The following is a 13254-nucleotide window of genomic DNA, read 5'->3' as shown; positions in this document are numbered from 1 at the left end:
CAATGCACGGCGCGCGTGCCCCGGATCGGGGCATGACACCCATGTGAAAAGCTGGCACGCGCCTTGCGAAATGCCTTCCCAGGAGAGATCAACAACTGGAGAAGGTTCATGCCGCAATTCGCCGCGCGTCGTCATCTGCTGAAGCTGTGCACCGCATTGGGCACCACCATGGTGCTGTCGACACTCTGTGCAGGCACCGCTCAGGCGCAAGCCGCCACCAAGGTCCGCTTCCAGCTCGACTGGCGTTTCGAGGGCCCGTCCGCGCTGTTCCTGCTGGGCGAGCAGAAGGGCTACTACAAGGCGGAGAAGCTCGACGTGTCCATCGACGCCGGCAACGGCTCGGGCAACGTGGTGAACCGCGTGGCCTCCGGCACCTATGACATGGGATTCGCCGACCTGGCCTCGGTGATGGAGTTCTACGGCAACAACCCGGACGCCAAGAACAAGCCGGTGGCTGTGATGATGGTCTACAACAACACGCCGGCCGCCGTGCTGGCGCTGAAGAAGTCCGGCATCCGCGCGCCCAGGGACCTCACCGGCAAGAAGCTTGGCGCCCCGGTGTTCGATGCCGGCCGCCGCGCCTTCCCGATCTTCGCCAAGGCCAACGGCCTGCAGGCCCAGTCGTTCAACTGGCAGGCGATGGACCCCACGCTGCGCGAGACCATGCTCACGCGCGGCGACCTGGACGCCATCACCGGCTTCTCGTTCACGTCGATCCTGAACCTGAACGCGCGTGGCGTGAAGGATGAGGACATCGTCGTGCTGCCGTACCCGCAGTTCGGCGTGAAGCTGTACGGCAACGCCATCATCGCCTCCGAGCAGTTCCTGAAGAGCAACCCGGAGGCGGTCAAGGCGTTCCTGCGCGCGTTCTCCAAGTCCGCGCGCGACGTGATCGCCAGCCCCGAGGAAGGCATCAAGGCTGTGAAGGCCCGTGACGGCATCATCGACGAGAAGCTGGAAGTGCGCCGCCTGAAGCTGGCGCTGGACAGCGTGGTGAAGTCGCCGGATGCCAGGGCCGAGGGCTTCGGCCGCGTGAGCAAGCCGCGCCTTTCGCTGATGGCGTCGCAGGTGGCCGATGCGTTCGGCACCAAGGGCCGGATAAACCCGGACACGCTCTGGACCGACGCCTACCTGCCTTCCGCCGCCGAACTGGACGTCCTGCGATGATGATGGCGCGAGACAACCTGTCTGCCGCCTCGGGCGGGGCGGCTACCGGGGCCACCGGGGCTCCCGAGGCTCCCGAGGCTCCCGAGGCTCGCCCCAAGCCGTTCGTCGACTTCAACCGCGTCTGGCTCGCCTATGACGACGAACTGGCGCGGCGTGGCGAGTTTGCCGTGGAGGACATCTCGCTGCAGGCGGCGCCGGGCGAGTTCATCGCCATCGTCGGTCCGTCCGGCTGCGGCAAGTCCACGTTCATGAAGCTGGCCACCGGGCTGCGGCCCGCCACACGCGGCGTGGTCAGCATCGCCGGCCAGAAGGTGAGCGGCCCGCTCAAGCAGGTCGGCATGGCCTTCCAGGCGCCGACGCTGCTGCCGTGGCGCACCACGCTCGACAACGTGATGCTGCCGCTGGAGATCGTCGAGCCGTACCGCTCCACCATGCGCGCCAGGCGCAAGGAGTACGAGGCCCGGGCGCGCGACCTGCTCAAGACCGTCGGCCTGGCGGGCTACGAGGACAAGTTCCCGTGGCAGCTGTCCGGCGGTATGCAGCAGCGCGCGTCGATCTGCCGCGCGCTGATCCACCAGCCGCGCATGCTGCTGCTGGACGAGCCGTTCGGCGCGCTCGATGCCTTCACGCGTGAGGAACTCTGGTGCGTGCTGCGCGACCTCTGGCAGGCCCAGCGCTTCAACGTCATCCTCGTCACGCACGACCTGCGCGAGGCCGTGTTCCTGGCCGACACGGTCTACGTGATGAGCGCCCGCCCGGGCCGCATCCTGTTGCGCAAGGAGATCGACCTGCCGCGTCCGCGTGCGCTCGACGTCACCTATTCCGAACCGTTCGCCGAACGCGTGCACGAGCTGCGCGAGAAGATCGGCCACGTCCGCCAGCAATAAGAAGCGATCCACACCATGGCAACCATGACTTCCACCCAGGCAAAGCGCGTACAGCGCGTGGCGCCGTGGCTCCTGCTGGGGGCTTTCCTGATCCTCTGGCAGGGCGCGTGCCTCGTCTTCCAGATCTCCGATTTCATCCTGCCGAGCCCGTCGGCCATCGCCGCCTCGCTGGCCGAATACAGCGGCGTAATCGCCGGCCATGCCTGGCGCACCTTCTGGACCACGATGGTTGGTTTTGGACTGGCGATTGGCGTCGGCGTGGTGCTGGGCCTGCTGATGGGCTCGTCGAAGCTGGCCTACGCGGCCACCTACCCGCTGATGACTGCCTTCAACGCGCTGCCCAAGGCCGCCTTCGTGCCGATCCTCGTGGTCTGGTTCGGGCTGGGCGCCGGGCCGGCCATCCTCACGGCGTTCCTGATCTCGTTCTTCCCGATCATGGTCAATATCGCCACCGGGCTGGCCACGCTGGAGCCGGAACTCGAGGACGTGCTGCGCGTGCTCGGCGCCAAGCGCCGCGACGTGCTGCTCAAGGTGGGCCTGCCGCGCGCGATGCCGTTCTTCTTCGCCTCGCTGAAGGTGGCCATCACGCTGGCCTTCGTTGGCACCACGGTGTCCGAGATGAGCGCCGCCAACGAGGGCATCGGCTACCTGCTGGTCTCCGCCGGCTCGGCGATGAAGATGCCGCTGGCGTTCGCGGGCCTGGTCGTCATCGCCGTGATGGCGATGGGGATGTACGAGCTGTTCGCGGTGCTGGAAAAGCGCATGACGGGCTGGGCGCACCGGGGCTGATGCGCGCTCGGATGGTCGTCAGGCGTAGTCCAGCGGCAGCGCCGTCGTGTACTTGATCTGTTCCATCGCGAAACTGGAGCTGACATCGGCCAGTTCCGCGCCCTGGATCAGCTTCTTGTACACGGCGTCGTAGGCGGCGATATCGGGCACCACCACGCGCAGCAGGTAGTCCGTGTCGCCCGCCATGCGGTAGAACTCGGTCACTTCCGGGATCGACGCCACCAGCCCGTGGAAGGCCTTGAGCCATTTCACGTTGTGCTGGTTGGTCCGGATCGACACGAACACGGTCACGCCCACATTGAGCTTGCCGGCATCCAGCAGCGCCACGCGCTTGCGGATCACGCCCGATTCCTCGAGCTTTTGCACCCGCCGCCAGCACGGCGTGGACGTGAGGCCGACCTGCTCGCCAATCTCGGCGACGGGCACGGTGGCATCTTCCTGGAGGATCTCCAGGATCTGGCGGTCATAGCGGTCCATGAATCCTCAACTGACGATGGTATCCACCAGCAGGTTCACGCCGGTGGCGATGCGGTCCTGGTCTACGCCGTAGATGTGGAGCGACACCGCTACGGCGTCGCTGGCATTGCCCAGCGCGTGGATGTGCTGCAGGCCGGCTGGCACGCTGAAAGTATCGCCGGCCTCGCGCGTGACGGCGTTGACCTGCGTGGCGGTGCGGTCCTGCGGGTTCCAGCGGTAGTGGCGCTCGGCCAGCGTGCCGCGCAGCACGCGGTAGGCGCACCAGGTGCGATGGCCGTGGACCGGGCTGAACTGCCCCGGCCGCCAGACCAGCACCATGACCGAGAACCGCTCGAACGGATCGGCATGGACCAGATGCCGCGTGTAGCGGTCCGGACTGCCTTCGAGCGCCCCCGGGGGCAGGCTGGCGAGCAGGGTGTCGGCGTCCGGCAGGCTGGCCGCCACGTGCGTCGCTACCATCCGCGCGCTCTGGGCCAGTGTGGCCTCCATGCCGGTGGCGAGCAGGGAGAAGGACGAAGGGAGGACGGATGGCTGCATGGCGGATGCGAGGGCAGGATGGGATCACATTCATCTTAGTCGGCCCCTCTGAGCAAGAATATCCAATCTGTCGTCCAAAACATGCTCAGATTGTAATCATGTTCCAATAATTGGCAAGAAATTGGAATGGATTTGCTTATCGTGCAGCCGGGCGGCCGGCAAGCGATAATCCGCGCCATGGAAATCAAATGGCTTGAAGACTTCGTCAGCCTGGCCGAGACGCACAGCTTCTCGCGCTCGGCGGAGCTGCGGCATGTCACGCAGCCGGCGTTCTCGCGGCGCATTCAGTCGCTCGAGGCGTGGGTGGGCACCGAACTGATCGACCGCTCGAGCTACCCGACCACCCTGACCGACGCCGGCAAGGTGTTCTACGAGCAGGCGCTGGCCATGCTGGCCCAGGTCAGCGAGACCCGGGCGCTGATGCGCGGCCAGCGCTCGGCCAACGCCCAGGTGCTGGAATTCGCGGTGCCGCACACGCTGTCGCTGACCTTCTTCCCGGAATGGCTCAAGGGCGTGGAGCGCAAGGTCGGCACGCTGCCGTGCCGGCTGCGGGCGCTGAACGTCCACGATGCCGTGCTGATGCTGGTGGAGGGCGGCTGCGACCTGGTCATGGTTTACCACCACCCGCGCCAGGCCATCCAGCTCGATCCGGCCCACTACGACATGCTGGTGCTCGGCACCGAGCGGCTGTCGCCCTACAGCGTGCCCGACAGCGCCGGCCGGCCCGTGTTCCGGCTGCCCGGCACCGACAAGAAGCCGGTGCCGTTCCTCAGTTACACGCCCAATGCGTTCCTGGGGCGGATGGTGGACATGCTGCTGTCCGAGTCGGCAGACACCCTCAAGCTCGACAAATGCTACGAGACCGACATGGCCGAGGCGCTCAAGGTCATGGCGCTGGCCGGCCACGGCATGGCCTTCCTGCCCGAGAGCGCGGTCCGGGACGACGTGCACGCCGGCCGGCTGGTGCGGGCCGAGGCCGCGCGCGGGCTGCCGCAGTCCATCGACATGGAGATCCGGCTCTACCGCGAACGGCCCACCGATGCCGGCAACGACCGGCGCGGCGGCCAGAGCCGGCGCAAGCGCCAGCTGGTGGACAAGGTCTGGGCTTCGTTGACGACGCAAGCTTGAGGGCCGGGGCGCAAGGTTATGCAAGCCTTGCATAATGCTGCAGGGCGGGATGAGCAAACGGCATTGGATTCCGATATGGAGGCGCCGATATTCTGCGTGTCACCTTCACTCGGAACTCAACGATGTCTTCCGCAGCACCGTCCAAGCCGTCCATCGCCTCCCACACCCTGCCTTCGTACCTGAACGCCGACGCGCTCGGGCCCTGGGGCATCTACCTCCAGCAGGTCGACCGCGTCACGCCCTACCTGGGCTCGCTGGCCCGCTGGGTGGAAACGCTGAAGCGCCCCAAGCGTGCGCTGATCGTGGACGTGCCCATCGAACTGGACAACGGCACCATCGCCCACTACGAGGGCTATCGCGTGCAGCACAACCTCTCGCGCGGCCCCGGCAAGGGCGGCGTGCGTTTCCACCAGGACGTGACGCTGTCCGAGGTGATGGCCCTGTCGGCGTGGATGTCGGTCAAGAATGCCGCCGTCAATGTGCCCTACGGTGGTGCAAAGGGCGGCATCCGCGTGGATCCGCGCACGCTCTCCACGGCCGAACTGGAACGCCTGACGCGCCGCTACACCAGTGAAATCAACCTGATCATCGGCCCGACCAAGGATATTCCGGCGCCGGACGTGAATACCAACGCCCAGGTCATGGCCTGGATGATGGATACCTACTCGATGAACTCGGGCAGCACGGCCACCGGCGTGGTGACCGGCAAGCCGATCTCGCTGGGCGGGTCGCTGGGCCGTCACGAGGCTACCGGCCGCGGCGTGTTCGTGGTCGGCTCGGAAGCCGCCCGCAACCTCGGCATGGACATCAAGGGCGCACGCGTGGCTGTGCAGGGCTTCGGCAATGTGGGCGCCGTGGCAGCCAAGCTGTTCCACGAGGCCGGAGCCAAGGTGGTGGCCGTGCAGGACCACCGCACCACGTTGTACAACCCGGCCGGCCTCGATGTGCCGGCGATGATGGAATACGCGTCGCACAGCGGCACGATCGAGGGTTTCCAGGGCGAGGTGCTGACCACCGAGCGGTTCTGGGAAGTGGAGTGCGACATCCTGATCCCGGCCGCGCTGGAAGGCCAGATCACGGCTGCCAACGCGCCCAAGATTACGGCCAAGCTGGTGATCGAGGGCGCCAACGGCCCGACCACGCCCCAGGCGGACGACATCCTGCGCGAGCGCAACATCCTGGTCTGCCCGGACGTCATCGCCAATGCCGGCGGCGTGACCGTGTCCTACTTCGAATGGGTGCAGGATTTCTCGAGCTTCTTCTGGACCGAGGAGGAGATCAACGAGCGCCTGGTACGAATCATGCAAGAGGCCTTCCGGGCGATCTGGCAGGTTGCCCAGGACAATAAGGTCACGCTGCGGACGGCTGCGTTTATCGTTGCCTGTACGCGAATCCTGCAGGCGCGCGAGATGCGCGGCCTGTATCCCTGATTGAAACGGGCAATGAAAGGGGTGGATCGATGTTGCGATGCAGCATCGATCCATTCCCCGACATGAAAGGACGCGGCGGCCGGAGTTTTCCGGCAGCCGCGTTTTTTTGTTCTCGGAACCATTGCAGTTGTGTCGCATTTTGGCGCAATGCCGCGCAACCATGCCCGCACAGGCACCAGTTAGGGGAAAAACCCGTTGTCTTGGGTCACGAGCTAAGCAATACTGTTTCGCCGGTGGGGCGTTTTTTTTGCTAGAGTCCCGCCTTTCTCTTCATGGTCAAGGAGATGTTATGAATGTAGCCAAGCTGGCTAGCCTGGCGGTTGCTGCGGGTATTCTGTGCGGTACCGCGCAGGCTGCAGAGCCGCTGACGGGCACGCTGCAGAAGATCAAGGACACGGGTGTTATTACGCTGGGTGTGCGGGATTCCTCGATTCCGTTCAACTACAACCTTGGCGGCGTGCGCCAGGTGGGCTATTCCTACGATATCAATATGAAGATCGTGGAAGCCGTGAAGGACCAGCTGAAGCTGCCGAACCTGCAGGTTAAGGAAATTCCGATTACCTCGCAGAACCGGATCACGCTGCTGCAGAACGGCACGATCGACATCGAGTGCGGTTCCACGACCAATAACCTGGAGCGCCAGAAGCAGGTCTCGTTCTCGACCAGCATCTTCATCATCGGCACCCGCATCATGGTGAAGAAGGATGGCGGCATCAAGGACTGGGCCGACCTGAAGGGCAAGAACGTGGTGACCACCGCTGGCACGACGTCCGAGCGCCTGCTGCGCAAGATGAACGACGAGCAGAAGCTGGGCGCCAACATCATCAGCACCAAGGACCATGGCCAGTCGTTCCTGACGCTGGAGTCGGGCCGTGCCGTGGCGTTCATGATGGACGACGCGCTGCTCTACGGCGAACGCGCCAAGGCCAAGAACCCGGCCGACTGGATCGTCGTTGGCAAGCCGCAATCGCGCGAGTCGTACGGCTGCATGATCCGCAAGGATGATGCCCCGTTCAAGAAGGTGACGGACACCGTGATCACCGGCCTGATGAAGGACGGCTCGATCAACACGATGTACACCAAGTGGTTCATGCAACCGGTACCGCCGAAGGGCCTGAACCTGGACTTCCCGCTGTCCGAAGACATGAAGGCGCTCTTCAAGAACCCGAACGACAAGGCACTCGACTGATCCCTGTGATCAGAGCAGTGCGAAACGGAAGGAGAAGTCCTTCCGTTTCTTTTTGAAGGACGCACTATGGATTACATTTTTCACTGGGGAGTGTTCCTCGAGCAGGCCGCGCAGAACGAGACGTACCTGGACTGGATGATTTCCGGTCTCAAGGTGACGATCGCGCTGGGCCTCACCTCGTGGGCCATCGCCCTCGTCATCGGCTCGGTGCTCGGCGTGCTGCGCACGGTGCCGAACAAGCTGCTGTCGGGTATTGCCGCGACGTATGTCGAGATTTTCCGGAACATTCCGCTGCTGGTTCAGCTGTTCATCTGGTATTTCGTGATTCCCGAGCTGCTGCCGTTCGGCGACGCGATCAAGCAGATGAACCCGTTCACCCAGCAGTTCCTGGCCGCCATGCTCTGCCTGGGCACGTTTACGGCCGCCCGGGTTTGCGAACAGGTGCGCTCGGGTATCAACTCGCTGCCGCCGGGCCAGCGCAACGCCGGCCTGGCGATGGGCTTCACGCTCGCGCAGACGTACCGCTTCGTGCTGTTGCCGATGTCCTTCCGCGTCATCGTGCCGCCGCTGACCTCCGAATTCCTGAACATCTTCAAGAACTCGGCGGTGGCCTCCACGATCGGCCTGCTGGAACTCGCCGCGCAGGGCCGCCAGCTGGTGGACTACACGGCGCGTCCGTATGAATCGTTCATCGCGGTCACAGTGATGTACATGCTGATCAACGTGACGGTCATGCTGATCATGCGCTGGGTGGAACGCCGGACCCGCGTGCCGGGCTTCATCGGCGGCAAGTAAAGGGGCGCACATGGCATACGAATTCGACTTCAGTTCCATCAACCCCGACACCCTGCGCGTGCTGGGCGAGGGCATGATGGTGTCGCTCAAGATCACCGTGACCGCGGTGGTGGTGGGCATTGTCTGGGGCACCATCCTCGCGATGATGCGCCTGTCCTCCTTCAGGGCGCTGAACTGGTTTGCCCAGGGGTACGTGACCATCTTCCGCTCCATCCCGCTGGTGATGGTGCTGTTGTGGTTCTTCCTGATCATCCCGCAGCTGCTGCAGAAGCTGTTCAACCTGTCGCCCGCGGCCGATCTGCGGATGACCTCGGCGCTCATTGCGTTCGCGCTGTTCGAGGCCGCTTACTACTCAGAGATCATCCGGGCCGGTATCCAGAGCGTGTCGCGCGGGCAGATGTTCGCCGCGCAGGCGCTGGGCATGACCTACGGCCAGACCATGCGGCTGGTGATCCTGCCGCAGGCGTTCCGCAACATGGTGCCGCTGCTGCTGACGCAGGGCATCATCCTGTTCCAGGATACGTCGCTGGTCTACGTGAGCGCGCTGGCTGACTTCTTCGGCCAGGCCTACGGCATTGGCGAGCGCGACGGCCGCATCGTCGAGATGCTGCTGTTCGCGGGCTTCGTGTACTTCGTTATCTGCTTCTCCGCTTCGCTGCTGGTCAAGCGTTATCAGAAAAAGGTGGCTGTATGATCGAAATTAATAACGTTTCCAAGTGGTACGGCACGTTCCAGGTGCTGACCGACTGCACCACCAAGGTTGCCAAGGGTGAAGTGGTGGTGGTGTGCGGCCCGTCCGGTTCGGGCAAGTCCACGCTGATCAAGACCGTGAACGCGCTGGAGCCGTTCCAGAAGGGCGACATCCTGGTCGACGGTACCTCGGTGGGCAACCCCAAGACCAACCTGCCGAAGCTGCGCTCGCGCGTGGGCATGGTGTTCCAGAACTTCGAGCTGTTCCCGCACCTGTCGATCACCGAGAACCTGACCATCGCCCAGATGAAGGTGCTCGGCCGCTCGAAGGACGAGGCGATGGCCAAGGGCCTGAAGTACCTGGAGCGCGTGGGCCTGAAGAACCAGGCGTCCAAGTTCCCCGGCCAGCTGTCCGGCGGCCAGCAGCAGCGCGTGGCGATTGCCCGCGCGCTGTCGATGGACCCGATCTGCATGCTGTTCGACGAACCGACCTCGGCGCTTGACCCGGAGATGGTCAACGAGGTGCTGGACGTGATGGTGCAGCTGGCTCAGGAAGGCATGACCATGATGTGCGTGACCCACGAAATGGGCTTCGCACGCAAGGTGGCCAACCGCGTGATCTTCATGGACGCCGGCAAGATCGTCGAGGACTGCCCGAAGGAAGAGTTCTTCGGCGATATCGCCGCCCGCTCGGAGCGCGCCCGCCAGTTCCTGTCGAAGATCCTGCAACACTGATCGGTGTAGCAGGTCGTCAGACCCCCTCTCCCCACGGGAGAGGGGCGCAGCATCCCTCCCGCTTCACCCTCCCCAAAGCCAGAAGTCTCAAGTACACGCCGTATTGGCCGCGTTCTTCGCCTGCACCTCGGGCGGGATCGGCACGGTCAGGGTCATTGTCGGTAGCCCATGTTCGAACATGATCAGCTCGCCCGGCATGAAGCGCGTCCAGGTCTCGTTGTCGGTCAGCGGGGCGGTGGCGATCACGGCCACGCGGTCGTCGGGCGTAGTCACCTGGGCGAAATCGATCGACAGGTCGGCATCGATCAGATGCGCCTTCGAGAACGGCCACTGCCGCACGATGTAGTACAGGTGCGTCGAGCAGTGCGCGAACAGCGCCTGCCCATTGCATAGTAGAAAGTTGAAAACGCCGTGCAGCGTGATGTCGCGCGTGATGTCCGCCAGCGCGTGGCCCAACTCGTTCAGCGGCGGCTGGGAGCCCGGGAACCGCTTGCGCAGCCCCTGCATCAGCGTGCAGAACGCGAGTTCGCTGTCGGTGTCGCCCACCGGCTGGTACACGCCGGAGAGGAACGGCGCGAAGCCCTTCAGGTCGCCGTTATGGGCGAAGATCCAGTGCCGGCCCCAGAGCTCGCGCATGAACGGATGGCAGTTTTCCAGCAGCACTGTGCCCTGCGTCGCCTTGCGGATATGGGAAATGACGTTCTTCGACTTGATCGGATAACGCTTGATCAGCTCGGCCACCGGCGAGGTGCCGGCAGACTGGTTGTCGATGAACAGCCGGCAGGCCTTGTCCTCGAAGAACGCCACGCCGAAACCGTCGGCATGGTGGTCGGTCACGCCGCCACGGGCGGCAAAGCCCGTGAAGGAGAACGTCACGTCGGTTGGCGTGGCGCAGTTCATGCCTAGCAGCTGGCACATGGGGGCACCGGTGCGGCAAGGGGCTGCCGCTTTGCAATAGAATGCAGACATTATCCCGCGCGTGCGGGACGCTGCCAAGCGCGGCGCCCGGGCGCCCCCCAGTTGTTCAGCCCCAGCCCCTTCCCAGCCATGAGTCAATACAAGATCGCTGTCATTCCCGGAGACGGAATCGGAACGGAAGTGATGCCCGAAGGCATCCGTGCCATGGACGCCGCCGCGCGCCGCTTCGGCATCGACTTCCAGTGGGACCACTTCGACTTCTCCAGCTACGATTACTACGCCCGCCACGGCAAGATGCTGCCGGACGACTGGTTCGACACGCTGGTCAAGTACGACGCCATCTACTTCGGCGCCGTGGGCTGGCCCGAGAAGATCCCGGACCACGTGTCCCTGTGGGGCTCGCTGCTCCAGTTCCGCCGCTCGTTCGACCAGTACGTAAACCTGCGCCCGGTGCGCCTGATGCCCGGCATCAAGAGCCCGCTGGCCGGCCGCCAGCCTGGCGATATCGACTTCTACGTGGTGCGCGAGAACACCGAGGGCGAGTATTCGAGCATCGGCGGGCGCATGTTCCCGGGCACCGAGCGCGAAATCGTGGTCCAGGAGACCGTGATGAGCCGCGTCGGCGTGGACCGCATCCTGAAATTCGCGTTCGAACTGGCCCAGAAAAGGCCCAAGCAGCACCTGACCTCGGCCACCAAGTCGAACGGCATCTCCATCACCATGCCGTACTGGGACGAGCGCGTGGAGGCCATGGCCGCCAACTACCCCGGCCTGAAGGTGGACAAGTACCACATCGACATCCTGACCGCGCACTTCGTGCAGCATCCGGACTGGTTCGACGTGGTGGTGGCCAGCAACCTGTTCGGCGACATCCTGTCCGACCTCGGCCCGGCCTGCACCGGCACGATCGGCGTGGCCCCGTCGGGCAATATCAACCCGGACAAGACCTATCCGAGCTTGTTCGAGCCGGTGCATGGCTCGGCGCCGGACATCGCCGGGCGTGGCGTGGCCAACCCGATCGGCCAGATCTGGTGCGGCGCGATGATGCTGGAGCACCTCGGCCATGCCGATGCGGGCGCCGCCGTGCTGGCCGCCATCGAGAAGGTGCTGGCCGCCGGGCCAGGCCACGCGCCGCTGACGCGCGACATTGGCGGCACCGCCGGAACGGCAGACCTGGGCCGTGCGATTGCGGAGGCGCTGTGAATACCGCGAACTCCCATATCGATCCCCGTACGCTGCTGCTGGAGAGCTTCCGGGCCGCCGTCGCCGCCGCAGACCCGCTCGAGATCGTCGCCGCCCACCTGCCGCCGCCCCACGCCGGCGGCCGCACGCTCGTGGTCGGGGCGGGCAAGGCCGCCGCATCGATGGCGCTGGCCGTCGAGCGTGCCTACGCGGGCCGCGCCACGCTCGACGGCATCGTCGTCACCCGCTACGCGCATGGCCTGCCGACCGACCATATCCGCGTGATCGAGGCCGGCCATCCCGTGCCCGACGAGGCCGGCGAACAGGCCGCGGCGGACATCCTCACCCGCGTGCAGGCGCTCGGGCCGGAAGACCGGCTGATCGTGCTGGTGTCTGGCGGCGGGTCGAGCCTGCTGTCGCTGCCGGCCGAAGGCATCGCCATGGCGGACCTCAAGGCCACCACGCGCGAACTGCTTCGGTGTGGCGCACCCATCACAGAAATGAACGTCGTGCGCAAGCACCTGTCGCGCATCCAGGGCGGCCGGCTGGCGCAGGCGAGCAAGGCGCCCGTGACCACGCTGATCGTCTCGGACGTGGCCGGCGATGATCCCAGCGCCATCGCTTCCGGCCCCACCGTGCCCGATGCGAGCACTTATGCCGATGCCCTCGCCATCCTCCAGCGCTATGGCGCGAAGGTGCCGGCCCCGGTGCAATCGCACCTGGAACGCGGCGCGCGGGGCGAGATCGACGAGACGCCCAAACCGGGTGATCCGTTGTTCACCCGGGTCCAGAACCACATGATCGCCACCGCGCACGGCAGCCTGGAAGCCGCCGCCGCGCTGTTTCGCAAGCAGGGCGTCCAGCCCGTGGTCCTCGGCGACACCGTGACCGGCGAAGCCCAGGAAGTCGCGCGGGTCTATGCCGCGCTGGTGCGCGAGATTCGCGCGTACAATGCGCCGTTCGCGGCGCCGGTGGCGCTGATTTCCGGTGGCGAATGCACGGTGACGCTGCCCGCCAGCGGCGCGGAACGGGCCCGGGGCGGTCGTTGCTCGGAGTTCCTGCTCTCGCTGGCGATCGAGCTGGGCGGGGCGGACAATATCCATGCGATTGCCGCCGATACGGACGGCATCGATGGCTCCGAGGACAACGCCGGCGCCCTGTGCTGCCCCGATTCGCTCCAGCGCGCCGAGGCCGCAGGGGTCTCCGCCCGCCAGCAACTCGACGCGCACGACGCCTGGGGCTTCTTCGATGCCATCGGCGACCTGGTCCAGACCGGCCCCACGCGCACCAACGTGAACGATTACCGCGCCATCCTGATTCTTTGATTTTC

At 65.2% G+C, this 13254-nt stretch carries 14 protein-coding genes; 11 read left to right on the top strand and 3 right to left on the bottom strand.

Annotation, left to right across the window (positions count from 1 at the left end):
- Positions 1–108 precede the first annotated feature (108 nt).
- Genes KHO18_RS14605 through KHO18_RS14595 form a run of 3 tightly spaced genes read left to right on the top strand, consistent with a single transcriptional unit; the run spans position 109 to position 2843 of the window.
- On the top strand, positions 109–1167 hold the full coding sequence (locus tag KHO18_RS14605) for an ABC transporter substrate-binding protein (protein WP_211943430.1): 1059 nt from the start codon (positions 109–111) through the stop codon (positions 1165–1167).
- Complete coding sequence (locus KHO18_RS14600) at positions 1167–2054, top strand: ABC transporter ATP-binding protein (RefSeq protein WP_144197511.1); 888 nt, start codon at positions 1167–1169, stop codon at positions 2052–2054. The genes KHO18_RS14605 and KHO18_RS14600 overlap by 1 nt, the downstream gene beginning before the upstream one ends.
- 15 nt (positions 2055–2069) lie before the next feature.
- Positions 2070–2843: an ABC transporter permease gene (locus KHO18_RS14595; protein ID WP_144197196.1), complete on the top strand. Its 774-nt coding sequence runs from the start codon at positions 2070–2072 to the stop codon at positions 2841–2843.
- A gap of 18 nt (positions 2844–2861) precedes the next feature.
- Here KHO18_RS14595 and KHO18_RS14590 read toward each other — a convergent pair whose 3' ends face one another.
- Both KHO18_RS14590 and KHO18_RS14585 read right to left on the bottom strand, forming a co-directional pair.
- Positions 2862–3320, bottom strand: a complete 459-nt coding sequence (locus KHO18_RS14590) for an Lrp/AsnC family transcriptional regulator (RefSeq protein WP_144197197.1) — start codon at positions 3318–3320, stop codon at positions 2862–2864.
- A 6-nt stretch (positions 3321–3326) separates the two neighbouring features.
- Positions 3327–3857 carry a cysteine dioxygenase family protein gene (locus KHO18_RS14585; protein WP_144197198.1) on the bottom strand — a complete coding sequence of 177 codons (531 nt, stop codon included), beginning with the start codon at positions 3855–3857 and terminating at the stop codon, positions 3327–3329.
- A 177-nt stretch (positions 3858–4034) separates the two neighbouring features.
- On the opposite strand from KHO18_RS14585, the gene KHO18_RS14580 reads away from it, so the two are divergent.
- The 6 genes from KHO18_RS14580 to KHO18_RS14555 all read left to right on the top strand — a co-directional run bounded on the left by KHO18_RS14580 (position 4035) and on the right by KHO18_RS14555 (position 9824).
- Positions 4035–4985 carry a LysR family transcriptional regulator gene (locus KHO18_RS14580; protein ID WP_144197199.1) on the top strand — a complete coding sequence of 317 codons (951 nt, stop codon included), beginning with the start codon at positions 4035–4037 and terminating at the stop codon, positions 4983–4985.
- Between the two features lie 122 nt (positions 4986–5107).
- The gene (locus KHO18_RS14575) at positions 5108–6415 is read left to right on the top strand and encodes a Glu/Leu/Phe/Val family dehydrogenase (RefSeq protein WP_211943429.1); all 1308 of its coding nucleotides are present in this window, start codon (positions 5108–5110) and stop codon (positions 6413–6415) included.
- Between the two features lie 289 nt (positions 6416–6704).
- A complete protein-coding gene (locus tag KHO18_RS14570) occupies positions 6705–7604 on the top strand; it encodes a glutamate/aspartate ABC transporter substrate-binding protein (RefSeq protein WP_144197201.1) in 900 nt (299 codons plus the stop codon).
- A gap of 66 nt (positions 7605–7670) precedes the next feature.
- Complete coding sequence (locus KHO18_RS14565; protein ID WP_144197202.1) at positions 7671–8399, top strand: amino acid ABC transporter permease; 729 nt, start codon at positions 7671–7673, stop codon at positions 8397–8399.
- A gap of 10 nt (positions 8400–8409) precedes the next feature.
- Complete coding sequence (gene gltK, locus KHO18_RS14560; RefSeq protein ID WP_144197203.1) at positions 8410–9093, top strand: glutamate/aspartate ABC transporter permease GltK; 684 nt, start codon at positions 8410–8412, stop codon at positions 9091–9093.
- The gene (locus tag KHO18_RS14555) at positions 9090–9824 is read left to right on the top strand and encodes an amino acid ABC transporter ATP-binding protein (RefSeq protein WP_144197204.1); all 735 of its coding nucleotides are present in this window, start codon (positions 9090–9092) and stop codon (positions 9822–9824) included. The genes gltK and KHO18_RS14555 overlap by 4 nt, the downstream gene beginning before the upstream one ends.
- An 87-nt stretch (positions 9825–9911) precedes the next feature.
- Here KHO18_RS14555 and KHO18_RS14550 read toward each other — a convergent pair whose 3' ends face one another.
- Positions 9912–10742 carry a class II glutamine amidotransferase gene (locus tag KHO18_RS14550; protein WP_144197205.1) on the bottom strand — a complete coding sequence of 277 codons (831 nt, stop codon included), beginning with the start codon at positions 10740–10742 and terminating at the stop codon, positions 9912–9914.
- Positions 10743–10871: 129 nt separating this feature from the next.
- Here KHO18_RS14550 and KHO18_RS14545 point away from each other — a divergent pair, with 129 nt between their 5' ends.
- Together KHO18_RS14545 and KHO18_RS14540 are read left to right on the top strand one after the other, a co-directional pair.
- Entirely contained in the window at positions 10872–11945 is a 1074-nt protein-coding gene (locus KHO18_RS14545) for a tartrate dehydrogenase (RefSeq protein ID WP_092291873.1), read from the top strand.
- A complete protein-coding gene (locus KHO18_RS14540) occupies positions 11942–13249 on the top strand; it encodes a glycerate kinase type-2 family protein (RefSeq protein ID WP_211943428.1) in 1308 nt (435 codons plus the stop codon). Before KHO18_RS14545 ends, KHO18_RS14540 begins: the two co-directional genes overlap by 4 nt.
- Positions 13250–13254: the final 5 nt, after the last annotated feature.

The organism is Cupriavidus campinensis, assembly GCF_905397395.1.
GTDB lineage: Bacteria > Pseudomonadota > Gammaproteobacteria > Burkholderiales > Burkholderiaceae > Cupriavidus > Cupriavidus campinensis.
The sequence above is the reverse complement of the archived record's forward strand: the minus strand, read 5'-3'. Positions and strand labels throughout refer to the sequence as shown.